The organism is Sneathiella litorea (assembly GCF_009882915.1).
GTDB lineage: Bacteria > Pseudomonadota > Alphaproteobacteria > Sneathiellales > Sneathiellaceae > Sneathiella > Sneathiella litorea.
In genome coordinates, this window is the sequence record NZ_WTUW01000009.1 from 122,931 (window position 1) to 148,614 (window position 25,684).

At 57.3% G+C, this 25,684-nt stretch carries 23 protein-coding genes; 7 read left to right on the top strand and 16 right to left on the bottom strand.

Going from position 1 to position 25,684, the window contains the following annotated elements:
• Positions 1-126 precede the first annotated feature (126 nt).
• Together GQE98_RS14570 and GQE98_RS14575 are read left to right on the top strand one after the other, a co-directional pair.
• Entirely contained in the window at positions 127-1,821 is a 1,695-nt protein-coding gene (locus GQE98_RS14570; protein ID WP_202526326.1) for a formate--tetrahydrofolate ligase, read from the top strand.
• A gap of 134 nt (positions 1,822-1,955) precedes the next feature.
• Positions 1,956-2,927 carry a GlxA family transcriptional regulator gene (locus GQE98_RS14575; RefSeq protein WP_161316447.1) on the top strand — a complete coding sequence of 324 codons (972 nt, stop codon included), beginning with the start codon at positions 1,956-1,958 and terminating at the stop codon, positions 2,925-2,927.
• Here GQE98_RS14575 and GQE98_RS14580 read toward each other — a convergent pair.
• The 8 genes from GQE98_RS14580 to GQE98_RS14615 form a co-directional block, all read right to left on the bottom strand.
• Positions 2,924-4,969, bottom strand: a complete 2,046-nt coding sequence (locus GQE98_RS14580; RefSeq protein ID WP_161316448.1) for an ASKHA domain-containing protein — start codon at positions 4,967-4,969, stop codon at positions 2,924-2,926. The genes GQE98_RS14575 and GQE98_RS14580 overlap by 4 nt on opposite strands.
• On the bottom strand, positions 4,962-5,864 hold the full coding sequence (locus tag GQE98_RS14585; protein WP_161316449.1) for a methyltetrahydrofolate cobalamin methyltransferase: 903 nt from the start codon (positions 5,862-5,864) through the stop codon (positions 4,962-4,964). Before GQE98_RS14585 ends, GQE98_RS14580 begins: the two co-directional genes overlap by 8 nt.
• 91 nt (positions 5,865-5,955) lie before the next feature.
• Complete coding sequence (locus GQE98_RS14590) at positions 5,956-7,047, bottom strand: methylenetetrahydrofolate reductase (protein ID WP_161316450.1); 1,092 nt, start codon at positions 7,045-7,047, stop codon at positions 5,956-5,958.
• Position 7,048: 1 nt separating this feature from the next.
• A complete protein-coding gene (locus GQE98_RS14595; RefSeq protein ID WP_161316451.1) occupies positions 7,049-7,582 on the bottom strand; it encodes a methylenetetrahydrofolate reductase C-terminal domain-containing protein in 534 nt (177 codons plus the stop codon).
• On the bottom strand, positions 7,582-7,884 hold the full coding sequence (locus tag GQE98_RS14600) for a virulence factor (RefSeq protein WP_161316452.1): 303 nt from the start codon (positions 7,882-7,884) through the stop codon (positions 7,582-7,584). Before GQE98_RS14600 ends, GQE98_RS14595 begins: the two co-directional genes overlap by 1 nt.
• A gap of 4 nt (positions 7,885-7,888) precedes the next feature.
• Positions 7,889-8,488, bottom strand: coding sequence for a DUF1638 domain-containing protein (locus GQE98_RS14605; protein ID WP_161316453.1), 600 nt, complete (start codon positions 8,486-8,488; stop codon positions 7,889-7,891).
• Between the two features lie 23 nt (positions 8,489-8,511).
• Positions 8,512-9,198: a corrinoid protein gene (locus tag GQE98_RS14610; RefSeq protein ID WP_161316454.1), complete on the bottom strand. Its 687-nt coding sequence runs from the start codon at positions 9,196-9,198 to the stop codon at positions 8,512-8,514.
• A gap of 143 nt (positions 9,199-9,341) precedes the next feature.
• On the bottom strand, positions 9,342-11,780 hold the full coding sequence (locus GQE98_RS14615) for a GcvT family protein (RefSeq protein WP_161316455.1): 2,439 nt from the start codon (positions 11,778-11,780) through the stop codon (positions 9,342-9,344).
• Positions 11,781-12,058: 278 nt separating this feature from the next.
• On the opposite strand from GQE98_RS14615, the gene GQE98_RS14620 reads away from it, so the two are divergent.
• A complete protein-coding gene (locus GQE98_RS14620) occupies positions 12,059-13,597 on the top strand; it encodes a trimethylamine methyltransferase family protein (RefSeq protein ID WP_161316456.1) in 1,539 nt (512 codons plus the stop codon).
• On the opposite strand, the gene hutC is transcribed toward GQE98_RS14620, so the two are convergent.
• Both hutC and GQE98_RS14630 read right to left on the bottom strand, forming a co-directional pair.
• Positions 13,594-14,328, bottom strand: coding sequence for a histidine utilization transcriptional repressor HutC (gene hutC, locus GQE98_RS14625; protein ID WP_161316457.1), 735 nt, complete (start codon positions 14,326-14,328; stop codon positions 13,594-13,596). The genes GQE98_RS14620 and hutC overlap by 4 nt on opposite strands.
• 14 nt (positions 14,329-14,342) lie before the next feature.
• Positions 14,343-15,713 carry a formimidoylglutamate deiminase gene (locus GQE98_RS14630; RefSeq protein ID WP_161316458.1) on the bottom strand — a complete coding sequence of 457 codons (1,371 nt, stop codon included), beginning with the start codon at positions 15,711-15,713 and terminating at the stop codon, positions 14,343-14,345.
• Positions 15,714-15,772: 59 nt separating this feature from the next.
• Between GQE98_RS14630 and hutI the strand changes: the two genes are divergently transcribed.
• From hutI to hutU, 4 genes are read left to right on the top strand one after another with little or no spacing between them, the layout of a single operon-like run.
• Positions 15,773-16,987 (top strand): imidazolonepropionase, encoded by a 1,215-nt coding sequence (gene hutI, locus GQE98_RS14635; RefSeq protein WP_161316459.1) that lies wholly within the window; start codon positions 15,773-15,775, stop codon positions 16,985-16,987.
• Positions 16,984-18,531 carry a histidine ammonia-lyase gene (gene hutH, locus GQE98_RS14640; RefSeq protein ID WP_161316460.1) on the top strand — a complete coding sequence of 516 codons (1,548 nt, stop codon included), beginning with the start codon at positions 16,984-16,986 and terminating at the stop codon, positions 18,529-18,531. Before hutI ends, hutH begins: the two co-directional genes overlap by 4 nt.
• Position 18,532: 1 nt before the next feature.
• Positions 18,533-19,342 (top strand): N-formylglutamate deformylase, encoded by an 810-nt coding sequence (hutG, locus tag GQE98_RS14645; RefSeq protein WP_161316461.1) that lies wholly within the window; start codon positions 18,533-18,535, stop codon positions 19,340-19,342.
• Positions 19,343-19,352: 10 nt separating this feature from the next.
• Positions 19,353-21,026: a urocanate hydratase gene (hutU, locus tag GQE98_RS14650; protein WP_161316462.1), complete on the top strand. Its 1,674-nt coding sequence runs from the start codon at positions 19,353-19,355 to the stop codon at positions 21,024-21,026.
• 9 nt (positions 21,027-21,035) lie between these two features.
• Here the strand turns inward: hutU and GQE98_RS14655 are convergent, their stop codons facing one another.
• The 6 genes from GQE98_RS14655 to GQE98_RS14680 all read right to left on the bottom strand — a co-directional run bounded on the left by GQE98_RS14655 (position 21,036) and on the right by GQE98_RS14680 (position 25,682).
• Positions 21,036-21,953, bottom strand: a complete 918-nt coding sequence (locus tag GQE98_RS14655) for an SDR family NAD(P)-dependent oxidoreductase (RefSeq protein ID WP_161316463.1) — start codon at positions 21,951-21,953, stop codon at positions 21,036-21,038.
• Between the two features lie 36 nt (positions 21,954-21,989).
• On the bottom strand, positions 21,990-22,457 hold the full coding sequence (locus GQE98_RS14660) for a MaoC family dehydratase (protein WP_161316464.1): 468 nt from the start codon (positions 22,455-22,457) through the stop codon (positions 21,990-21,992).
• A gap of 87 nt (positions 22,458-22,544) precedes the next feature.
• Entirely contained in the window at positions 22,545-22,838 is a 294-nt protein-coding gene (locus GQE98_RS14665) for a putative quinol monooxygenase (protein ID WP_161316465.1), read from the bottom strand.
• 1 nt (position 22,839) lies between these two features.
• The gene (locus tag GQE98_RS14670; RefSeq protein ID WP_161316466.1) at positions 22,840-23,490 is read right to left on the bottom strand and encodes a class II aldolase/adducin family protein; all 651 of its coding nucleotides are present in this window, start codon (positions 23,488-23,490) and stop codon (positions 22,840-22,842) included.
• A gap of 12 nt (positions 23,491-23,502) precedes the next feature.
• Positions 23,503-25,047: an alkaline phosphatase family protein gene (locus GQE98_RS14675; RefSeq protein ID WP_161316467.1), complete on the bottom strand. Its 1,545-nt coding sequence runs from the start codon at positions 25,045-25,047 to the stop codon at positions 23,503-23,505.
• On the bottom strand, positions 25,044-25,682 hold the full coding sequence (locus tag GQE98_RS14680; RefSeq protein ID WP_161316468.1) for a PqiC family protein: 639 nt from the start codon (positions 25,680-25,682) through the stop codon (positions 25,044-25,046). The genes GQE98_RS14675 and GQE98_RS14680 overlap by 4 nt, the downstream gene beginning before the upstream one ends.
• Positions 25,683-25,684: the final 2 nt, after the last annotated feature.

A 25,684-nucleotide genomic window follows, 5' to 3' on the forward strand; every position in this document is an offset into this window, starting at 1 on the left:
AACGTTCCGCTTGTTGAAGAGTAAATGTCGTTTTATGAATAGCCCCTTGATGGTTGTATCGCCACTGTGACGAGAACAGGTTATAAAACAATGGTTGCCGGCTTTTTAGGGGGAGAAGAAAGCATCATGACGAACCAGCATAAAAACCCGAAAAGCGATATCGAGATTGCACAAGCCGCCTCCATGAAGCGGATTGCCGAGGTGGCGCAAGACAGTCTTGGGGTAGATGCCGATAATCTGGTGCCCTATGGCCATTACAAGGCAAAACTCTCCCTCGACTATATCAAGACCCTGCAGGAAAAGCCTGACGGCAAGCTTATCCTCGTCACGGCGATGACGCCAACTCCGGCCGGCGAAGGCAAGACCACAACAACTGTAGGACTGGGGGATGGACTTAACCGTATTGGCAAAAAGGCTATAATCTGCCTGCGCGAACCCTCCCTTGGCCCCTGCTTCGGGATGAAGGGCGGTGCGGCGGGCGGCGGATATGCGCAGGTCGTGCCAATGACCGATATTAACCTTCATTTCACCGGCGATTTTCATGCGATCGGCGTCGCCAACAACCTGCTCGCGGCGATGGTCGACAACCATATCTACTGGGGCAACGAGCTTGATCTGGATGAACGACGGATTATCTGGCGGCGGGTCGTCGACATGAACGACCGGGCGCTCCGCAATATCGTCAACAGTTTGGGTGGTATCGCTGACGGCTTCCCCCGCGAGGATCATTTCGATATCACCGTCGCCTCCGAGGTGATGGCGATTTTCTGTCTCGCCACCGATCTTGAAGACTTGAAACGCCGCCTCGGCAATATCATCGTCGGTTACACCCGCGCAAAAAAACCGGTGTTCGCCAAAGACCTCAACGCCCATGGGGCGATGACCGTGCTTCTAAAGGACGCGTTCCAGCCCAATCTCGTCCAGACACTGGAAAACAATCCCGCCTTTATTCATGGTGGCCCTTTCGCCAATATCGCCCATGGCTGCAATTCTGTACTGGCCACGAAGACCGCCCTCAAACTCGCCGATTATGTAGTGACGGAGGCCGGCTTCGGCGCAGATTTGGGCGCTGAGAAATTCCTCGACATAAAATGCCGCAAGGCGGGGTTAAAGCCCGAAATCGCCGTCGTGGTGGCCACGATCCGGGCCCTGAAAATGCACGGTGGTGTCGCGAAAGAGGATCTTGGCAAAGAGAACGTCAAGGCAGTTACCGATGGCATGGAGAATCTCTCCCGCCATGTCGAGAATTTGAAGAAGTTCGGCCTGCCCGTGATTGTCGCCATCAATAAATTCTCCGCTGATACCGAGAGAGAAGTCGATGAGGTCCGCCAGATTTGCGCTGAACTTGGCGTGGAGGCGATTGAGTCCGATCACTGGGGCAACGGCGGTGCTGGCGCGGAAGATCTTGCACGCGCCGTCGTCGATAAACTGGAACAAAACGGCGGCAATTACGCCCCGCTTTATGAAGATTCTCTGCCACTCTGGGACAAGGTGCGCACCGTTGCCCAGACCCTGTATGGCGCGCAAGGGATCATTGCCGATAAGAAAGTCCGCGACCAGTTCAAGGATTTGCAAGACGGCGGTTTTGGCCATTACCCTGTCTGTATCGCCAAGACGCAATACAGTTTTTCCACCGATCCGAACCTGAAGGGCGCGCCCAGCAATCATGTTGTCCCGATCCGCGAGGTCCGTATCTCCGGTGGGGCGGAATTCGTGGTGGCCGTCTGCGGTAATATTATGCAAATGCCGGGCCTCCCACGCGTTCCCGCTGCCAATTCCATCAATGTGAATGAAAATGGCGACATCGTCGGCCTCTTCTGACCCGCCTTTATAATTTTGGCGGAGGCGTTGAGTGCGCAGGCTTTTTGTTTGAATACATCAAAAAATGTTTGTCTTTTCCAGAAACTGAATTAGCGTTTAGATACTGATGGTAAATTTTGCTGGAAGTCGCGGATTTGGACAGTAAGACAAATGACACAGGCGCAAAGCACAGAATTGGCTTCTGCCTGCTGCCGGAATTTTCATCCCTTGCCTTCATCTCGGCCGTTGAGCCGCTTCGGCTCGCCAATCGCCTCAGTAACGAAACGTTATATAGCTGGGAATGCTTTTCCATTGATGGCAAACCTGCTGTCAGTTCCGCCGGGATAGAATTCTCGGTTCAGGGAAGCATCGCTGACATGCCGGCACTGCCAACCGTATTCACCTGTGGCGGTGTCAATATCCACAAACATACCGAGCCGCAGATCATTGCGACGCTTCGGCGGCTCTCCTCCCACGGGTCCAGCCTCGGGGCTATTTGCACTGGCCCGCATGTGCTCGCCAAGGCGGGCCTTTTAAAGGGCTATCGTTGCACCATCCATTGGGAGAATCTGTCCGGCTTTATCGAGGACTTTCCCGATCTCGACATCACTTCTGAACTTTTTGAAATCGATCGCAACCGCTACACTTGCGCAGGTGGCACGGCCTCGCTTGACATGATGCTGAGCCTGATTGCGAAGGAAACCAGCCAGGAACTGGCACTCAGCGTCGCCGACCAGCTGATCTATCATCGTATCCGGGAGGGAACGGAACGCCAGAGAATGGAGCTGCGTGCCCGCCTCGGCATTTCCCACCCGAAGTTGCTCGCCGCCATTGCCTGCATGGAAGATAATCTGGAAGAACCCTTGAGCTGTAGCGATTTGGCGATAACAGTAGGTCTCTCCACACGACAACTCGAAAGGCTTTTCCAGAAGTACCTCGATTTCTCGCCGACGCGCTACTACCTCGGACTCAGGCTTGACCGGGCGCGGTATCTCTTAACCCAGACCAGCCTGCCGATTATCGAGGTCGCCCTTGCCTGCGGTTTCGTGTCGGCCTCGCATTTCTCCAAATGCCATCGAGAGCATTTCGGCCGCACCCCAAGCGATGAGCGGCGCATCCGCCACTAGTCTGCGACTGCCGTCCGCTCCCGGCGACGCCGGCGACGACCACCCTCCGCGCCTCTATCTGACAGGACTTTTGGCGCCGGTAATGTGACCACCTTGGCAAGCTCGGTGCTTGGAGCTGTTTTGTGCGGGATGGCCATTGCGTCGACAAAATATTGCTGGAACATCGGCTCCACGGCTGTCTCAATCTTCTCGACCGTTTTCACCAAATTTTCAATCTCGTCGCGTGCCGAATTGTTGAGGAGCGCAATCCGCGCCCCGATACCCGCTGCATTACCTACCGCCTGAACCTCCTGCAGATCGCAGTCGGGAATCATACCGAGCACCATGGCATATTTCGTGTCAATATGGCTGCCGAACGCGCCTGTGAGCTGGATACGTTCCACTTTTTCGAGGCCGAGTTTATCCATTAACAGTTTTGCGCCCGCATAGAGTGCCGCTTTTGCGAGCTGAATTGCCCGAACGTCCGTCTGGTAAATCTTGATCTCATTCTCGCCTTCGCGGATGACGTAGGAGAATGTGCGCCCATCGGCGACAATTCGCGGGCTTCGCGCAGCCATGGTACCATCGATCACGCCATCGGAACTCAGGATGCCGGAAAGATACATCTCGGCGATCACCTCGATGATGCCGGAGCCGCAGATGCCGGTAACACCGATCTTGTTTGTCGCCTCCTCAAATCCTTCCTCATTCGACCAGAGGTCTGAGCCGATCACCTTGAACCGAGGTTCTAGCGTCACCGGATCAATGCGCACCCGCTCAATCGCCCCGGCCGCTGCCCGTTGCCCACAGGAAATCTGCGCCCCCTCGAATGCCGGTCCGGTCGGGGATGAGGCTGCGAGCAATCGCTCGTTATTGCCAAGAACAATCTCCGCATTGGTGCCAACATCAATGATCAGGGTCATCTGCTCCTGCAGGTAGGGCGCCTCGGAAAGGATCACCGCCGCCGTATCCGCCCCCACATGCCCCGCGATACAGGGCAGGAAATAGGCGCGGCAATCGGGGTTGGAGATCATGCCGACTTCACTCGCCCAGACGATCATGCCGGTGTTGGTGGCAAGGGCGAATGGCGCACCGCCAAGCTCTGTCGGGTCAATCCCCAGAAGGAGATGATGCATGATCGGGTTGCCAACAAAAACGGCATTCAGGATATCATCCGGATCGACCTTCGCCTGTTTGGTCACTTCCGCAATCAGGTCATTGATACCGCCTCGCACGGCCTCAGTCAGCAGGAGTTCCCCGCCCGGGTTCATCATCACATAGGACACCCGGCTCATCAGATCCTCGCCATAGCGTATTTGCGGGTTCATCATCCCCGCCGAGGCGATCACCGCCCCGGTGGAGAGATCACAAAGATGCATCGCGATAGTGGTTGAGCCAACATCGACGGCAATGCCATAGGCCTGACTATTGAAGCCGGGCCAGATTTTCGTAATCCGTGTCCCACGATGCACAGCAACGGTGACGTTCCAGTTCCCCTTCCGCAGGTTTTTTTGAAGAGATTGCAAGGTGCGGATGTCGCATTCCAGGTCATCGAGATCCCATTGCTGCTTGAGCGCCGCGCAGAGCCGCTCGAAATCGCCGGTCGGGTTATGCATATCCGGCTCCAGCACCTGCACGAAATGCAGCCGGATGGCCGGGTCCATCTCGATCTTGCGATCATCGGCCTGCTTCACCACGACCTGCTTATGCACCTGGCTGGTGGCAGGCACATCGATGACCGCGTCACCCAGCAACTGTGCCTGACAACTGAGGCGGCGTCCCTTCTTCAGCTTGCGGCGGCCGTCATATTTCTGCTCAACCTCGTTAATGGGAGAGAGGGAATTTTCCCGGCTGGTCACCCCATGCTTGGAGAACCGGCCAACGGTCATATCCACCTGACAACGGCCGCAAATACCCCGGCCACCGCAGACACTGTCAATATCGACACCGAGAAGGCGCGCAGCCTCCAAAACGGGTGTGCCATGGGGAAAACGCCCGCGCTTGCCCGAGGGCATGAAGGCGATCAAATGGGTTTTCTGTTTTCCCAGCGTTCCGTTAGGCATTTCGCCTCCGTCGCCGGCCCGCGCGGCGGGCCTCATCACTACCTTCTGCGGCGGGTTCGCGGAACGTCTTGATCCAGTTGACGCAGTTCGGATCATGCCCCATGACCACATTCGCGCCCTTGATGGCGGCCATTTCCGGCTCATGCAGCGGGTTGGTAATGGCGGACGTCATGCCGGCGCCGATAGCCATGGAAAGAAACGCCGCATTCATGCCATGGCGGTTGGGCAGGCCAAAACTGAAGTTTGATGCACCGCAGGTCGTATTGACCTTAAGTTCCTCCCGCAGGCGCCGGACGAGCGACATCACCTGCCGCCCCGCATCGTTGAGCGCGCCAACGGGCATTACCAGTGGGTCAACCACGACATCGGAGGCCGGAATGCCGTAATCCTGTGCCCGCTCGACAATCTTCTTGGCGACCGCAAAGCGCACGTTCGGGTCCTCTGAAATACCGGTTTCATCATTGGAGATGGCGACGACCGCCGCGCCATATTTCTTGACCAGCGGAAGAACTGTTTCCAGCCGATCTTCTTCCCCGGTAACGGAGTTCACAAGTGGCTTACCCTGATACACGGAAAGGCCCGCCTCAAGCGCGGCAACAATGGAACTGTCAATGGAGAGAGGGACATCCGTCAGGCTCTGCACGAGCTGGATCGCCTCCGCCAGAATGCGTGGCTCATCAGCGAGTGGGATGCCCGCATTCACATCGAGCATTTGGGCCCCGGCGGCGACCTGTGCCAACGCATCCGATTCCACGCGGCTATAGTCCCCATTCTTCATTTCCTCGGCAAGGAGCTTGCGACCGGTCGGGTTGATGCGTTCCCCGATAATCACGAAAGGGCGTTCAAACCCTATGATAACTTCCCGGGTTGCTGAGGAAATAAGGGTATCCGTCATGCTGCCATACCTTCACTGAACGGGGCTTTCGCCGATTGTCACTCTTTTTCATTAAACGGCAGAACCGCTTATTCTCTTGTTCAGGACCGACTTAGTGTTCCTCAAAAGCGGCAGCGACCGCCTCCTCCGGATCAATGGGATGCTCTGACTGGTCCTTGACGGTTTCAATGGCTTCGGCGACCGCCTCGTAATCGGGGTTGTTTTCACGTGTCCAGGGACGGCGCCCCTTTAAAATGCCGGATTCATGGACGATCTCGGCGACCAGTTCCTCCTGTCGGTAGGCCATGACATGGGCGCCGGAGACGCCCTTCATCTCCCGTACCTGCTGGAGCATCTCGATGCAGATTTTCTTGCCTTCCAGCTTCTGGTCCTCCGCACCTTCCAGCCGGTCGATAATCGCATCGGGAATATGGATGCCCGGCACATTGCTGCGGATCCATTTCGCAGCCCGCGCGGAGGCGAGTGGTCCAACCCCGATCAGGATATAGCATTGCTCATCAAGGCCCAGATCGCGCACCTGCATCATATAGCGTTCCAGCATCGGGATATCGAAGCAATATTGGGACTGCACGAACTGCGCCCCGGCCTCGATCTTTTTCGCAAGGCGCAAGGGCCGAAAGTCGTAGGGTGGCGCGAAGGGATTGATCGCCGCGCCCAGAAATACCTGCGGCGGCGAGGTGATCTTGCGCCCGGACAGGAACCGTCCCTCATCTCGCATCAAGCGAATGGTCCGAAGCAGCGACATGCAATCCAGATCAAAGACCGGCTTCGCCCCCGGTTGGTCCCCGGCCTGCACCCCGTCCCCGGTCAGGCAGAGGATGTTATTCACTCCCATCGCCGCCGCGCCCAGCACATTTCCCTGAATGGCGATGCGGTTATGGTCGCGGCAGGAAATCTGCATGATCGGGGAATAGCCGACACGGGTCAGCAGCGCGCAAATCCCGACCGAGGACATATGACAGTTGGCGCCAGATCCGTCGGTCGCATTAATCCCGTCGACCCAGCCGTCAAAAACTGCGCCGCGGTCAAATACCTCGTTAGGATCCGCGCTGTCCGGCGGGTTAAGCTCGGCCGTGACAGCAAATTCCCCGGCGCGCAGCACCCTTTCCAGCCGCCCGCGGGAGGTATGTCCCGGTAGCGGCGGCAAGGGTGAGCTTATGTCGTGGGGCGCAGGCGTACTCATGTCAAACGGCCTCCGCCTTCTGCGCATCCTTCTCTTCTGCGGACTGGGCAGTTGCCCGAAGCCAGGCGGAGGACCCGCGCCAGGAATGATCGACCGGTGGCTGGACATGCAGGATGTTATCTCCCGCACTCATATTCCGGCTGCCCTTCCAGGCCTGAACCCAGACGCAGGGCATATCCGGCTCCACCTCGCAATTGCCGTTCGCCCGCACCCCGCCGCACGGACCGTTGCGCAGGGATTTCGGACAGTTCATCGGGCAGGACATGCCGGTATCGCTGAGCACGCATTGCCCGCACATCCGGCAGTCAAAAAGAAAGCTCTTCACCGTCTTCTCTATCAGCACCACCGGCTTTTCCGCGCGCTTGTAACCAACGAATTTCCAGAACGGGTGCAGTTTCAGAAAAACGCCCGCCAGAAGCTTGTAGATTCGCTCCAGCCCGCGGGAATGGCGCACGGACCAGAGCCGCACCGAATAGAAGGCGCGGGAGCGGGTAACAGGACTGCGGCTTGCGGGCTGGTAGGCGGATTTCGGCATCAGCCCTCCTTCCGGCCGCCGGAGACGACCAGCGCCCGGAGAGCCGCGTCATCATAAGCCGCCTCAAGGGAGGTAGCGCATGCCTCCGCCAATGATTGAAGATCGCCGTCAACACTTTCGGGGTCGCCCTTGCGCCATCCTTCCAGATACGCGTCGCTGTCATGGGACTTGTCGCGCATGGCAGCCATATCGATTGCCTCCTGAAACCGGCTGGAAAGCAGGATCTTGGCGTTCTGTCGCCCCTGTTTGACCACGACCTGGGACGGGATATCGCGCCAATACAGAATGGAAAGTTGCGCCATCGCCCTACCCCGCCTTCTGTTTCAGGAAGTCCCCCAGGCCGGAAAGCCCCGTAAACCTGTATTCATAGTCAAGGAAGAGTCGCTCCGCCGCGGCTCGCGCCTTATCCTGCAGTTCCGCATTTTCGATCTGGGACAGGTAGAGCAGCTTTTCATAATTGCCAAAATAAAGCGGCAACAGCTCCGGGTGCTTGTCAATGCCGAGCCCCTCGATAATCAGCCTATCGAAATGCCGGGCGAGAAAGTCCGTTAGATAAAAGGTGGCGGGTTCCGCATCGGCAATTGCCGCAAACGCCGCCGCACCGGTGTAGAATTCGTAGCAATGAGCGCCCGCAATCCGCTCAACGCCTTCCTCTTCCAGCACCTTGTCCAGCCCGCCGCCCGTTCCACAATCGCCATAGAGAGCGAGAATCTGGTCGAACTGGTCGCGATTTTCATGAATTTTTTTCCGCATCGCCTCGGGGATCAGGGCGGGCCGGTTATGCAGCTTGGCCGGCAGGCAGGTTACTTCCATATGATCCCAGCCATTTGCCCGGATCACGGCGAAGCATTCCTCTGCCAGTGCGCCGCAGGCGATTAAAAGCGTTTTCCCCGGCGCAGCTGTCATATCACGCTCCTCCGGTCATGGCGTCAGGCCGCGCGGCGTTCGGCGACCATTTTCTGCGCAATCTCCACAGTCATGGCCGCATCCCGGCCATAGGCATCGGCCCCGACGCTTTCGGCAAATTCCTCATTCAGCGGGGCGCCACCCACCATGACGATATAATCGTCGCGGATGCCCTTTTCCTTCATCGTGTCGATCACGACCTTCATATAGGGCATGGTGGTGGTCAGCAGCGCCGACATACCGATGATGTCGGGCTTATGTTCCTCCAGCGCCTCAAGATATTTCTCGACCGGATTGTTGATGCCGAGATCCACCACCTCGAAGCCTGCCCCTTCCATCATCATGATGACAAGGTTCTTGCCGATGTCATGGATATCGCCCTTGACGGTGCCAATGACCATCTTCCCGGCCTTTGGCGCGCCGGTTTCAGCGAGCAGCGGTTTCAGGATCGCCATACCCGCCTTCATCGAGTTGGCGGCCAACAGCACTTCGGGCACGAACAGGATACCGTCCCGGAAATCAATGCCGACAATGCGCATCCCTTCAACCAGAGCCTCCGTCAGGACCCTGTAGGGTTCCCAACCGCGTTCCAGAAGGATGTTCACCCCCTCGCAAATCTCATCCGCCAGTCCGTCATACAAATCATCATGCATCTGTTCGACGAGTTCCCCGTCATCCAGGGCCGAGAGGTCAATATCATCATCTTCCATCGAAATCTCCACAGACTAATAAAAACGCATTCTGCTCTATCCAAAAAGTGTCATATAAGCCGCCGCGCAAAACTATTCCCGCGCAGACATGGAATAATTTTCCTGCGACACTTTTGTCGAAATTGGAACAAAGCCTCCAAATTTCAGGCCCTCAACCGTTCATTTTCAGGGTCAAAGACCGATTCCTCAATGACGGTCGCGGGATAGCGCGTCCCCAGGATTTCAATCTCCAACTTGGTGCCAATAGCCTCCATCCCGGCCTTGATATACCCTTGCGCGAGACTTTTTCCGACCCAGTGGCCATAGGCCCCCGCCGTTGCCCGGCCAACAATATTTCCGCTTATATCGTAAAGCGGCTCGTTCCCGAGCGGATCCGCATCCGTGATTCCGTCCACCTCAAGGCAGACAAAGGATTGGGGCACGCCCTCCTCCTTCTGCCTGATCAACGCGTCCCGGCCAATGAAATCACCCTTATCGAGATGGACGAAGCGTTCCAGACCGGCCTCAAACACGGAATATTCACGGGTCAGGTCCTGCCCCCACATACGATAGTTCTTTTCCATGCGCAGGCTGTCCATGGCGCGCATGCCGCACATGCCGAGGCCGAATTCCTCCCCCGCCTCCACAATCGCGTCATAGATATGGTTCTGGTACTCGATCGGGTGATGCAGCTCCCAGCCGAGGTCGCCGACAAAATTAACGCGAAGGGCCCGGCAAGGCGCCAGACCGACGGTGATATGCTGTCCGGTCAGCCATTTAAAGCCATTGTTGGAAAGGTCGGCATCGGTGATTTTGCGGAGGATATCGCGGGATTTCGGCCCCGCCAGCACCAGCACCCCATGCGCCGTTGTGACGTTATCGAGGCGGACCGAACCGTCATCCGGCAGATGCTTCAGCAGATAATCATGATCAAATCGTTCCGCCGCCCCGGAACTGACCAGATAGAACGCTTCCGGCCCGTCGCGCATGATGGTGAATTCAGAGCGAATACCGCCCCGCTTGTTCAGCGCGTGGGAGAGGTTAATACGCCCGACGCCTTTCGGCAGCTTGCGACAGACAAGCCGGTCGAGATAGGCCTCCGCTCCCGGTCCCGTCACCTCGAATTTCGAGAAGCTGGTGATATCGATTAGTCCGGCGTTTGTTCGCATATTCTTCACTTCATTACCCACATGCTCGAAATAGTTGGAACGGCGGAAGCTCCATTGATCCTTCGGCTCCACCCCTTCTGGCGCAAACCAGTTAGGCCGTTCCCAGCCATAGCGCTGGCCGAACACCGCCCCACGGGCCGCCATGCGGTCATGACAGGGGCTCATCTTGAGTGGCCGACCGGCCCCACGCTCCTCATCGGGATAATGAATTACGAAGACATGCTCATAACATTCCTCATTCTTGATCTTGGTATAGGGCTTGGTGGCATAGGCACCGAAGCGGCGCGGGTCGACATCCATCATGTCGATACCGGGCTCGCCTTCGGTGATCCATTCGGCAAGCTGCCAGCCGGAGCCGCCCGCCGCCGTCACGCCGAAGCTATGCCCCTCATTAATCCAGAAATTCTTGAGGCCCCAGGCCGGGCCAATCATCGGGCTGCCGTCGGGGGTATAGGCAATGGGTCCGTTGACAATATCCTTGATCCCCGCATCGGCAAAGGTCGGCACGCGCTTGATCGCCGCCTCCACATGAGGCATGAGCCGTTCGAGATCGCCGGGGAAAAGATCCTGCCCGAAGCTTTCCGGCACCCCATCCACAAAACAGGCGGGCGCACCCTTCTCATACGGACCAAGAATGTATCCCTGCCGTTCTTCCCGCAGGTAATAAGACGCGTCACTCTCCCGCAGGACGGCCATTTCCGGCAGGCCGGCCTTCTTGCGCTCGATCAGTTCCGGCACTTCGTCGGTGACAATATATTGATGCTCCACGGGGATAACCGGAATATCGAGCCCGACCATGGAGAGCGTCTGGCGGGCGTAGTTGCCGGTGCAACTGACCACATGCTCGGCGGTGATGTCGCCCTTGTTGGTGCGGACCAGCCATTCGCCGTTCTTCTGCTGCTCAATGGAGAGGACCTCTGTATGGCGGTTGATCTCCGCCCCACCGTTCCGCGCGCCGATCGCCATGGCGTTGGTCACATCCACCGGCGCGATATGGCCGTCATCGGGATGATAGAGCGCCCCAACCAGACCATCGGTATCAGAAAGCGGCCAGAGCTCCTTCACCTGTTTCGGCGTAATGATCTCATACGGCACGCCAATGGTGTTCGCGGTGCCGCAGTATTTGAGATATTCATCCATGCGCTCCTTGTTGGTCGCAAGACGGAGGTTCCCGGTCACATGGAAGCTGACATTCTGTCCGGTCTCGGCCTCCAGCCTTTTATAGAGGTCAACACTGTATTTATGAATTTGCCCGACGGCATAGCTCATATTGAAGAGCGGGAGAAGCCCCGCCGCATGCCAGGTTGATCCGGCGGTGAGTTCCGTCCGTTCCAGCAGGACCACATCTGACCACCCCTTCTTGGTCAGATGGTAAAGCGTGCTGACCCCGACAACGCCGCCGCCAATGACAACTACCCGCGCATGTGATTTCATTTTGTCCGTCCCCTTTGCCCTGCAGCATGCCCGAGAGGCATAGATTTTCCCTCCGTCCACCGTGGCGATTGCGCTTTTAAATCGCTAACGGGTCTCCGACGCTCCCTGTTCCTTAGCCGTCATGCCCGACAAGCCGTCCTGTCGTCCCTTTCGGCGACTGTTCTATATTCGCCAGAGAAATTCGGAAAAAGACGCCCACTGGCTAGTCCGCGCGCGGATATCCGATTTAATTTCATGAAAGACGCGCTTCTGTCTGGTGAGACAAGCTGGAGGAAATCATGAGTGCAAGAGAAGGTCGCAGCAATCGGAGAGGGCGCGATGCCCGCCGTGAGGCAAGGGCAGTCAACCAAAGTCGCCATATCCCCTATATTACGCGGAATATACCTGTCACCAATCTGGTGAGTGACGAGGCGCTCGAGATTATAGAGGCAAATGCCGACACGATCCTGGAAGAAATCGGCCTTGAATTCCGGGAGGATCCGGAATCGCTCGCGCTCTGGAAATCTGTCGGGGCGGATGTGCAGGGTGAACGGGTGCATTTCCCGAAAGGCCTCTGCCAGCAGCTTTTGAAAACCGCGCCGGCCGAGTTCACCCAATATGCGAGAAATCCCGCGAACAATGTCCAGATCGGCGGCAATAATACGGTACTGGCACCAGTCTATGGCCCGCCCTTCGTGCATGATCTCGACAAGGGTCGCCGCTATGGCACGATCAAGGATTTCGAAAATTTCGTGAAGCTCGCCTATATGGCACCCGCCATGCATCATTCCGGCGGAACCGTCTGCGAGCCGGTCGACCTGCCCGTCAACAAGCGGCATTTCGACATGGTATACAGCCATATCAAATATTCCGACAAGCCCTTCATGGGCTCCGTCACCGCACCAGAACGGGCACAGGACAGCGTGGATATGGCCTCCCTCGTCTTCGGGGAGGAGTTCGTGCAAAACAACTGCGTGATGCTGAACCTGATCAATGCCAACTCCCCCATGACCTATGATGCGACCATGCTGGGCGCGCTCAAGACCTATGCGGCGAATAATCAGGCCTGCGTCGTCTCTCCCTTTATCCTCTCGGGCGCCATGAGCCCGGTTTCAGGAGCCGGCACCCTCTCGCAGCTTCTGGCCGAAGCCATGGCCGGTTGCGCCCTTACGCAGATTATCAAGCCGGGTACGCCCGTCATCTTCGGCACCTTTGTGAGTTCCATCTCCATGCAGTCAGGCGCGCCGACTTTCGGCACTCCGGAAAGCAGTCTCGTCCTCAACGGCGCGGCAGAACTTTCGCGCCGCTTGAACCTGCCGTTCCGTTCCGGTGGATCCTTCACGGCGTCAAAGCTGCCGGACGCGCAGGCCGCCTATGAAAGCGCGCAAACGCTGCTGATGACGCTTCTATCGGGCGTGAATTTCTCGCTCCATGCGGCGGGCTGGCTCGAGGGCGGGCTCTGTTCATCCTATGAGAAATTCGTCATGGATATCGATCAATGCGCAATGATGGAAGTGTTGGCCCGCGGCATTGATGTCAGTGAGAACGGTCAGGCCATGGATGCGGTGCGTGAGGTTGGGCCCGGTGGCCATTTCCTTGGTTGTGCCCATACGCAGGCAAATTTCGAGGATGCCTTCTACCGGTCCCGTACCGCCGACAACAACTCGGTCGAGCAATGGCAGGCGGACGGCTCCAAGGACACGGCCACGCGGGCCAACGCCATCTGGAAGCAGATGCTCGCTGATTATCAGGCGCCCGCCCTGGATCAGGGTATTGATGACGCCCTGCAGGAGTTCATGGCGAAGCGAAAGGCATCCTTCGCGGATTCAAATGTCTAGCGGTCGGCGGTAAAGGTCCCGCCAAAGGCGAAACGGCTGCCCGGATGATACAGGCGCACCGTGGTGATCATCTCGTCTCCGGCGTAGGTGTGCCGCTCCAGCGTGAGGACCGGCTCCCCCTCTTTCAGGCGAAGCAGACGCTTTTGCTCGGTCGTCGGGATATCGGCGCTAATGCGATGATCGGCATGGCTATATGGCATGGTGCGGATCAGGAAGCCGCTTGGAGTCTCGCCCGTGAAATCCTGATCGATAAAGGCCGGCACAAGACATGGATTGACATAGCGTTCCTCCAGTTCCACCGGTAGGCCATTTTCCGAATGCAACATCAGGCAGTGATAGAGACGATCCCCCTGCCCGGCCATCGATTCCCTTAACTCAATCGGCACGGCAATTTCTTTCAGGCTCAGGAGTTCCGCGCTATGCTCCCCGCCGCGGTCGGCAATTTCCGCCGCTATATTGCGGATTTCCAGAAGGCCGGATTCAAGCTTGCTCGGCGCGACAAAGGTGCCGGAGCCCTGCCGACGTGCAAGAACCCCTTCCTGCGTCAGTTCCCGCAGCGCCCGGTTGATCGTCATTCGAGAGGCATCAAGCTCAGCCACCAGCGCATGCTCGGTTGGGATGCGATCACCTGCGCACCATTCCCCGCTCCCGATCTTGCGGAGAATCAGGTCCTTGATCTGCTGATAGAGCGGGCCGGGTTTTTGTATTCTGAGGTCGTTTATATTGTTCATTCCTAGTCCAAATATCAGTACCCGGCTGCCAGTTCCTTCATCACCCGGCGGAACCGATGGGTGATGGCCTCCTCCTCCAAATGGTGACGGTCCCGGATCACCAGTTTACCGTCGACCGCGACATCCTTTACCACAGTGTTATCGCCCGCGAACAGCCAGCTATCGAGAATTTTCCGGGCCGATTTTCCGATCAGTGCCGGATGATTTTTATCAAGCACAACAAAATTTGCCCGGCTGCCAACCTGCAGACCCGGTTCGCCAGGTCGGCCAAGCGCCTGATGCCCGCCCAGGAATGCCTTTGAATAAATCTGCATACCGGTCGAGTTTGTCTCGTTCCCAAGGACATTTCGCGATTCATGCGTGAGTCGCTGACCATACTCCAGCATCCGCACCTCCTCGGCGAGGGAGATATAGATGTTGCTGTCCGAGCCAAGGGCAATGCGTCCGCCATCCTTCAGGAAAACGCTCGCCGGGAAAACCCCATCGCCGAGATTAGCCTCGGTGATCGGGCAGAGCCCCACCACCGCGCCAGATTGCGCGATAGACTTTCGGCCGGATTCCTTGATATGAGTCGCATGAACAAGGCACCAGCGCTCATCAACCGCCACATTCTCAAACAGCCAGTCTACCGGCCGCAGGCCCGACCACTCAACGCAATCGGCCACCTCCTTCTGTTGCTCTGCGATATGGATATGACAGGGCATATCCGCCGGCACCTGCGCAATAAGATCACGCAGCAAGGTCGGATCAACCGCCCGGAGCGAATGCGGCGCGACACCCACAATGCAAGATGGCTCCGATTTGCAGGCCTCCTGCAGCCGCTCAACAAGGTTGAGAAAATTCTCTCCCTCCATAATGAAACGGCGCTGATGTTCCTGCGGAGGCTCCCCGCCAAAGCCACCATAGCGATAAAGCACAGGCAGGAGGGTAAGGCCAATTCCCGTTTCTTTGGCCGCGGCAATTATCCGGCCACTCATTTCCGAGGGATCGGCATAGGCCGCACCGTCCCTGTCATGATGGAGATAGTGAAACTCCCCGACCGAGGTAAACCCCGACTTCAGCATTTCAAGATAAAGCTGTGACGCAATCGCTTCCAGCTGATCCGGGGTAATTGCGCTCAGAAAGCGATACATAACCTGACGCCAGCTCCAGAAACTGTCTGCCGATGGCCCCGCCATCTCCGCAAGACCTGCCATGGCACGTTGAAAGGCGTGGGAATGCACATTGGCCATGCCCGGCACGGCGAATCCGTGGTGGACAATATCCGCCTCATGCGCGGCCCCATCCCTCGCTGCCAGAATTTCCCCGTTTTCGGCAATATCAAGGAGCTGATTTTGCCGCCACCCGTTGGGAGTCAGTATTTCGTCAAAAAAATGCTTGATCATAAGATAAATCTTATCATAATAATTTGTATATACAAATTTAAAATAAAGGCAGGGGAGAAATGGCGAAAGCGGTTTGCGACAGACTATTCATCAACGCACATCTTGCCACTATGACAAAAGGGGATGAACCTTACGGCGCGATTGATGCCGACTCCCTCGCCATATCTGGGGAAAAGATCAGCTGGATGGGCCTTGCGGAAAGCGGCGCGCCGGAGGCAAGAGAGGTGATTGACATCGAAGGCCGCTGGATGACGCCGGGCCTCATTGACTGCCACACCCATCTTGTCTATGCCGGAAATCGTGCACAGGAATTCGAGATGAGCCTCAATGGCGCGACCTATGAGGAAATCGCCGCGAAAGGCGGCGGCATTCTTTCCACGGTCAAGGCAACACGAGAGGCCAGCGAGAGCGATCTCGCCGCCGAAAGCCAGATCCGTCTTGAGGCGATGATGGCCGCAGGCGTGACGACGGTCGAGATCAAGTCGGGCTACGGCCTCGATCTCGAAAACGAAGTCAAAATGCTGGAGGCCGCCAAGCATCTGGGTGAGATCAATCCGGTCCGGGTCGTTAAAACCTTTCTCGGCGCCCATGCGCTGCCGCCGGAATTTGCGGGCGACAGTGATGGCTATATGGCTAAGGTCATCCACGAAATGCTGCCGACCATCCACGCGCTCGGGCTCGTAGATGCCATCGATGCCTTTTGCGAGAAGATCGCCTTCTCTGAAGACCAGGTGCGACAGCTTTTCAAGGCCGCCGACAAGCTGAATATCCCTATCAAGCTCCATGCGGAACAGCTCAGTAACCAGCGCGGCGCCGAACTGGCCGCCCATTTCAAGGCCCTGTCTGCCGATCATCTGGAATATATCGACGAGAGGGGCGTGAAGGAGATGGCAAAGGCGGGCACTGTTGCGGTGATCCTTCCCGGTGCCTTTTATTACCTCCGCGAGACGCAAAAGCCACCAATAGAGCTATTTCGGAAATATAATGTGCCCTTGGCGCTTGCCACCGACTGCAATCCCGGCTCCTCGCCAACGACGAACCCTCAGTTAATGATGAATATGGCGGCGGTGCTATTCCGAATGACTCCGGAGGAATCCCTCGCCGGTTTCACGCGCAATGCCGCCAGGGCGCTTGGTCTTTCGGATAAAATCGGCACGCTGGAGATCGGTAAACAAGCTGATCTCGCCATCTGGGATATCGAGCATCCTTCAGAACTCACACAAGCGATTGGCGCGAACCCGCTCCATTCCCGGTATTTTGGAGGTCATAAATGAATATCCACTCGACAAACATTATTCTTTCTCCGGGGCATCTCACCTTGGATGAACTACGCCTGATTTATGAGGGGGAGCGCAAGCTCACCCTGGACCCCGCCTGCCGTGATGTAGTGGATGCGGGCGCCGCGGCCGTCCAAAAAATCGTCGAGGACGACCGCACGGTCTACGGTATCAACACCGGATTCGGCCGCCTCGCACAGGAGATTATTCCGCAGGACAAGCTGGAGGCCTTGCAGAAAAACCTCGTCCTGTCTCATTCCACCGGAGTGGGCCCACTGCTGAATGACAATATCGTCCGCCTTATCATGGCGATGAAGGCGGCCAGCCTCGCGCGCGGCTTTTCCGGTGTTCGCATGTCGGTGATCGATGCCCTGATGACTTTTCTGGAGTATAAAATCTATCCCTGTATTCCGGCGAAAGGCTCTGTCGGGGCGTCCGGCGACCTTGCCCCCCTCGCCCATATGACCGCAGCCCTGATGGGAATCGGGAATGTGCGCTTCGACGGGGAGGTTGTGCCTGCCGACGCCACATTGAAAGCCCTGATGATTACGCCGCTCACCCTCGGCCCCAAGGAAGGGCTGGCGCTTCTGAACGGGACGCAGGTCTCCACCGCGCTTGCCCTTGCGGGCCTGTTTGAAACGGAAAAGCTTCTCGCTGCGGCAACACTCGCGGGCAGCCTCTCCCTGGATGCGGCGCAAGGGACCGATGCGCCGTTCGATACAAGAATTCACGCAGCACGCGGCCAGATCGGGCAAATGGAGATGGCGGCGAGCTATCGCGCCCTGATCGAGGGGAGTGAAATCCGCAAATCCCATGAGGACTGCGAGAAGGTGCAGGATCCCTATTGCCTGCGCTGCCAACCGCAGGTGATGGGCGCCTGTCTCGATCAGATGCGCCATGCGGCAAAGGTCCTCATCATCGAGGCGAACTCCGTTTCCGACAATCCGCTGGTCTTTGTCGAAACCGGCGAGGTCATCTCCGGCGGAAATTTCCACGCCGAGCCGGTGGCACTCGTTGCCGATAATCTTGCACTCGCCATCGCCGAAATTGGCTCCATGTCCGAACGGCGCATCGCCATGCTCGTCGATACTTCGATCAGCGGCCTGCCGGCCTTTCTGGTCACCAGCGCCGGGATCAATTCGGGCTTCATGATTGCCCATGTGACAGCCGCCTCACTCGCCAGCGAGAACAAGCAGCAGGCCTATCCCGCCTCTGTTGACAGCATCCCGACCTCCGCCAATCAGGAGGATCATGTCAGCATGGCGACACATGGCGCGCGGCGGCTCCTGCGTATGGCAGAGAATACGGCGGCCATTGTCGGGATTGAATTGCTGGCCGCGACACAGGGGATAGAGCTTCGCGCACCCCTTAAAACCTCCGCCCCACTGGAAAAACTTCATGCGGCAATCCGCAAAATTGTCGAACCCTATGTGGAAGATCGTTTTTTCGCGCCGGATATCGAGGCTGCGAAAAAGCTCGTGCTGAGCGGCGCACTCGCGACCGAGTTCGCCGACTTTCTTCCTGATACATTGGAGAGTTAGCATGCAAGGCGAAGTATTTACATTAACACGAGGGTCGTCCCCTCTCCTCCTCAGCCAGCCGCATGCCGGGCTCGACGTTCCCGTATCCATCGAACGTCGCCTGACGGAGGCCGCAAAGACCCTGCCCGATACGGACTGGCATATCGACCGGCTCTATAAACCGATGGCGGAAGAGATGGATGCCACAGTTTTAACGGCGCGGTTTTCGCGTTATGTGATCGACCTCAACCGCGACCCGAAGGGCGTTTCCCTCTATCCGGGTCAGAGCGTCACGGAACTCTGCCCGACCACGCTTTTTGATGACTCGAAGCTGTATCTAGACGGATTGGAGCCGGACGAGGAGGAGATCGAGATCCGGCGCGGTGTCTTCTGGCAGCCCTATCATGACGCACTGACGGAGGAGATCGAGCGGATCAAGGCGCAACATGGCTATGTGCTGCTCTATGACTGTCATTCCATCCGCTCCGTCATCCCACGCTTCTTTGACGGACGTCTGCCCACCCTGAATATCGGCACTGGGGATGGCAGCGCAGCGGATACGGCTCTCACCGATACAGTTGAAAATATCGCTGCCGCGTCCCCCTATAGCCACGCGCTCAACGGGCGGTTCAAGGGCGGTTATATCACGCGCCATTACGGCAGCCCCGCAGAGAATGTTCAGGCGCTGCAAATGGAGCTCACGCAAGCCGACTACATGCAGGAAGAGCCCCCCTTCGCCTACCTGCAAGAGAAGGCGGCGGCACTTCAGCCGACCTTGAGAAAGATATTGGATAGCCTGCTCGATTACGGGCGGAACCGCATAGCCAAATAAGGATGGACCCATGACGAACAGACGTGACAACAGCCGTGTGATTAAGGCCCCAACGGGCCCGGAACTTTCCTGCAAGAGCTGGCTGACCGAGGCCCCGCTCCGTATGCTGATGAACAATCTCGATCCGGATGTCGCGGAAAATCCGGCGGAGCTGGTGGTTTACGGCGGGATTGGCCGTGCGGCGCGCAACTGGGACTGCTTTGACCAGATACAACGGTCTTTACGCGATCTCAACACGGACGAAACTCTGCTTGTCCAGTCGGGCAAGGCCGTCGGCATCTTCAAGACCCATGAGAATGCACCCCGCGTCCTGATTGCCAATTCCAACCTCGTGCCACATTGGGCCAACTGGGACCATTTTAACGAGCTCGATAAAAAAGGCCTGATGATGTATGGCCAGATGACGGCGGGGTCCTGGATCTATATCGGCAGTCAGGGCATCGTGCAGGGCACCTATGAGACCTTTGCCGAAGCCGGGCGACAGCATTTCGGCGGCGACATGTCCGGCAAATGGATCCTGACCGGTGGCCTTGGCGGCATGGGTGGCGCACAGCCTCTGGCCGCGACTATGGCGGGTGCCTCCATGCTTGCCGTGGAATGCCGGCCGAGCAGTATCGATTTCCGGCTGCGTTCAGGCTATCTCGATGAAAAAGCCGTGAGCCTGCCCGAGGCTCTTGCCATCATCCGTGATGCCAATGAACGCGGGAAACCTGTCTCCGTTGGGCTTCTCGGCAATGCCGCAGATATCTTCCCGGAAATTCTGGAAGGCGAGATGCTGCCTGACCTCGTGACCGACCAGACCTCTGCCCATGATCCGGTCAATGGCTACCTGCCGCAGGGCTGGACCCTCGCCCAGTGGGAGCAGATGCGGGAAAATGATCCCAAGTCCGTCGAGATTGCGGCGCGCAAATCCATGGCGGTGCAGGTGCGGGCGATGCTGGAATTCCAGGAGCGCGGAATCCCGACTGTTGATTACGGCAACAACATCCGTCAGGTCGCGCTGGAGGAAGGGGTCGACAGCGCCTTCAATTTCCCGGGCTTTGTTCCCGCCTATATCCGCCCTCTCTTCTGCCGCGGGATTGGACCCTTCCGCTGGGCGGCACTTTCCGGCGATCCGGAAGATATCTTCAAGACCGACGCCAAGGTGAAGGAGCTGCTTCCCGATGATGCGCATCTTCATAACTGGCTCGACATGGCGAAGGAGCGCATCAAGTTTCAGGGCCTGCCGTCGCGCATATGCTGGGTGGGCTTGGGGCAGCGCCATCGTCTCGGCCTCGCCTTTAATGAAATGGTGCGCTCGGGCGAGCTTTCCGCCCCTATTGTCATTGGCCGCGATCATCTGGACAGTGGATCGGTCGCCAGCCCCAATCGGGAAACGGAGGGGATGAAGGACGGGTCGGACGCGGTTTCTGACTGGCCGCTCTTAAATGCCTTACTCAACACGGCGAGCGGCGCGACATGGGTCAGCCTGCATCACGGCGGCGGTGTTGGGATGGGCTTTTCCCAGCATGCCGGTATGGTAATTGTTTGTGATGGCACCAAAGAGGCGGACGAACGGATCGCCCGCGTTCTCTTCAATGATCCGGCGACGGGCGTGATGCGCCACGCCGACGCCGGTTATGAGGAGGCCATAGAATGCGCGAGGGAGAATGACCTCAATCTCCCGTTCCTGAAGAACGGATAGGCCTGACCGCTAGATCTTGATGCCGAGGCCGTTGGCGGCCTTGGTCAGCATATTCGTCGTCTGGTCATTGCCGCTGGTATATTCTTCCTGCGTAGCCGCATCGGCAATTTCCGCCCAGTTTTCGGCAATCTTCTCCGGTGTCCGGTCTTCCTCCGGCAGCCATTTTCCACCTGTCTCATAAACGATGGTACGCGCATAGGTACCCGCGCCCGCAGTGATGATCGTGCGGTTGGGACTGTCGTCAGAGACAATGTAGAGAAGTGCCGGGGTGACGGATTCCGGCGTCAGCAGTTCCAGAAGATTTTCAGGGATGATATCCTCGGTCATGCGGGTCGCGGCGCAAGGCGACAGCGCATTGACCTTGATACCGTACTTCGCCCCCTCGATCACCAGCGTGTTCATCAGGCCAATCACGCCCATCTTGGCCGCGCCATAGTTGGTCTGGCCAAAGTTACCATATAGACCGCTGGAAGAGGTCGTCATGGCAATACGGCCATAATTCTGCTCCCGCATGATGCCCCAGACAGCTTTCGAGCAGTTGACCGAGCCCATCAGATGCACATCCAGAACGAAGGAAAAGTCATTCAGTTCGACGTTGGAGAAGGATTTATCGCGCAACACACCGGCGTTATTCACCAGAATATCGACGCGCCCCCATTTCTCCATGGTTTCGGCCACCATGGCCTCGACCTGCGCCATGTCCGTGACATTGGCGCCGTTGGCAATCGCCTCGCCGCCTGCGGCCTCAATTTCGGCCACAACAGCCTTCGCCGCATCGGACGACCCACCGCTACCATCGACGGAGCCGCCAAGATCATTGACAACCACCTTGGCACCACGCGCTGCAAGCTGCAACGCATGGCTTTTGCCAAGCCCGTTTCCGGCACCGGTGACAATAGCCACCCTGTCATCAAACCGAATACTCATCTTCTCTCCTTAACGTTCTGATTTTACGTAAACTTCTTATTCGTCAACAAAGGACATGCCAAGCCATTCAACGATCAGGGCTGGTTTGTCAGATCCCTTGATTTCGATCGTCACCTCGGTTTTCGTAAGATATTGACCGGGACGCTTTTCTTCAATGCTGAGGATCTTGGCGGAGGCGCGGATTTCGCTATCCACCTTGACCGGTTGCAGGAAGCGCAGCTTATCAATGCCGTAGTTGATGCCCATACGGACATTCTCGATTTTGGGCTGAATTTTCGGAACCAGCCCGGCCAGCATAGAGAGGGTCAGGAAGCCGTGGGCGATGGTTGAACCGAAAGGCGTTTCCGCGGCAGCCCGTTCCGGATCCACATGGATGAACTGGAAATCATCCGTTGCCTCGGCGAATTTATTGATGCGGTCCTGATCGATCTTGAACCATTCCCCGGGTCCATAAACAGTGCCGACAGAATTAAGAAAATCGGTTTTGGATAGTGTCATTTTCATTATTGTTTTCCTTCCAAATCAGTTTCAGATAATTTTTCTAGCGAATTTTGGCTCTGAACGATAGTCCCTATCGGGCAGTCGTCAATTTTATGCCCGGTTCCAGCGCTCAATCGTCTTGCTTGAAATCATCGGTGTGACCGTCTTGATAAACTCGGCAAAATGGCGGGAGGCGAGATGCTCCTCAAAGGCGGCTTCGTCTCCATACAGCTCATAAAGCAGGATACGGCCTGGATTATCCACATCGACACAAATATCGAAATAATGGCATTCAGGCTCCAGACTGAGGGAGTTCTCCGCCTGCTTCCTCATTTCCTTCATAAAGGCCGCCTCCTGACCGGGTATTACATCAAATCGCGCTGTTATCGCCAATCTGCTGGCCATTTTACTTTCCTCCCTGTGGCATACCGTACCCTTTTTTAAATTGTTCTTTTACATCTTCCATTTCCTCATCCGTCAACAGTTGAGGCTCCCCAATCTGGAGAATGCGCCAGTAGGTGTCGCAGAGTGTCTCTACCTCAACAGCGAGCGACAACGCTCGCGCGAGGTTTGCCTCTCCGGCCAAAAGCCCATGATTGGCGAGCAGGCAGGCCTTGCGCCCCTTAATCGCCTTCAATGCATTGTCGGAAAGTTCCTGCGTACCGAACGTCGCATAGTCGGCGCAGCGTATGGTATTTCCGCCCGCCACCGCGATCATGTAATGAAAGGGCGGGAGTTCCATCCGTTGACAGGCGAGAGCCATGACGGCCTTGCCATGGGTATGCACCACCGCGCCGAAGTCCGACCGGGCTTTCAGGAGGTCCTGATGAAAGCGCCATTCACTCGACGGCTTGCGGGACCCACTTGCCTTACCGTCAAAGGACATCTCGACGATATCGTCGGGCTTCAGATCGTCATAGGCCATGCCGGATGGCGTGATCAGATAGCCTCCAGCAATGCGGACGCTGGCATTGCCGGAGGTTCCCTGATTGATGCCAAGCGCATTCATCTGCCGCACCGTAGCAATCAGTTCTTTCCGCTCCGCAAGGTTATCCATACTGCCCGCCGATCAATAAAGCCGATGACCAACGAGGCCGTTATCCGACGCGCTCAGGTTCACCAGCTCCCCATATTCATAGCGCATCCGCCAGGAAAGGAGCTCCTGCACGCAATCGAGCACGACGCCCTGATAGTCCGGATCCTCCGCGAGGTTCCTGGTCTCGTCCGGGTCGTTCTTCATATCGAACAGCAGCGGTGGCAGCGACGCGAAATGCACATACTTGAACTCCGCATCCCGATGAACGAGAAGATTGCATTCCGAGGACGTGAGGTTGAGCATTTTTTCCGGCATCCCGCTGACCGGATCGCGGAAATCATAGAGCCAATGGACGGCCCGGCGCCAGTTCGCAGGCGTCTCCCCCCGTAGGAACGGCATCAGGGAATGGCCATCGCACTGGCGCGGGATCGGCAATTCGAGCCCGTCCAGAATCGTCGGCATCAGGTCGACGGACTCCGTAAAGTCGCTTACCTGCCGCCCGCAGGCAACATCCCAGCTTTTCGGCGGCTTGATAATCAGCGGGATATGGAAACTCTCGTCATAAAAACCGATTTTTCCCCATAGATAATGATCGCCGAGTTGCTCCCCATGATCGGAAGTGACAACAATCATCGTCTCGTCATAGCGCCCCTGCTCCTTCAATGTTGCAATAATGCGGCCGAGATTATGATCCGCCTCGGTGATGAGGGCCTGATAGGTTGCGCGGATCTGCGCCGTCGCGGCATCATCGAGATCCACGGCGTGCCCGTCCCCCTCCATGAAAAAGGCATCCTGAGGGATTGCCTCATACATCAGGGCGATGGCGGGATGCAGGTTTCGCATCTCGTAACGTGTTCCCGCCTGAACCGGCTTCGCCATCTCCGCCGGGTCATAGAGATCATGATATTCCGGTGGCGAGATAAAGGGCGGATGCGGCCGGAGAAAAGCCAGATGATGAAAAAAGGGCGTGTCAAGGTCTTTCTCCAGCCCGTCGATCAGTTTGTCCGCGAGCCAGTGTGTCTCGCTATCCTCCGCCTTGAACCGGCTTGGCGCTGATAAGGAATGGCGGCCCGGTGGCAGTTTATACGCCGGATCAGGATAATAGATCGCATAACCCGGCCCCGGTATCTCATAGCCCTTCGCCGCCAGATACTCGAGCCAGGGAATACTGTTGGCAGGCAGCTGCTGGCCTACCGTAAAGCCCGGCATGACCCCTTCATAGGTCAAAAACGCCTCATGATCCTCCCCCAGTAGGCGGGGGTCCGGCGTCGTATCTGTATAACCCCAGAGGGTCGGGTCGTATCCCCCTTTTCGCACTTCCAGCGCGATGTTTGTCAGGCTGTGATTAAGTGGCGTGCCATTCCGGATGGAGCGATGATTACTCGGGTACATGCCGGTGAGAAACGTCGTCCGCGACGGGCCGCAGGGCGCAATACAGGTATAGTGATTGAGGAAGGTAACGCCCTCGCCCACCAGCGCATCCAGGTTTGGCGTCTGTATGGTCGAATTGCCGGTCGCGCCAAGGTGATCGGCGCGCCACTGATCCAGAGTGACGAAAAGAACGTTCGCTTTTGTCATGAGGAGAGGTTTGTTCCGTTAAGGGAGGAAGCGATATCTTGCGAGAATTCCGCCAAGAGCAGACTTAACGCCTTGGCGTAGCTGTTGTAATCGCCGACAACAGCCGGTGCTTCATAAACTTTCGCATGGCGCGAGAGAACCTTGTTGTCATAAAGCGCCTTCACATGCCAGCGCACGGAAAGGCGGGCGACACCCGTTCCCGTCTCGGTGATATCGATGACATTCACTGCAACTTGAAGGGACTGTTTATCAGGGCGAAAATCAGCCGGATAGGAGAAGACGCTCTCCTCCCCGATCAAGTTAGCGACGTTGCTGGTCAGTACCCGCTTAATGGCATCGCTCAAAGGTTCGGCCCAGTGATCGAAGTCGGACACATTAATTTCGGCCCCACTACCGAACGTCACAATCTGCGGCCGGTCCGCATAGCCCGGGATCTTTATCGGACCAACGCCCACGGTGACCCCATCAGCCACAGCGACCGGGGTGCCCTGCGCCTGTAATTCCGCCATCGTCTTGAGGATATAAAAATTAGTTGGCGCTGAGCCCGGCAAACCGCCACAGGCGGCAACAGGAAGAGCAACAAGCAAGAGGATAGCGAGGTTCCGCCCCAACGGGCGCAGACGAAATAGGGACATTT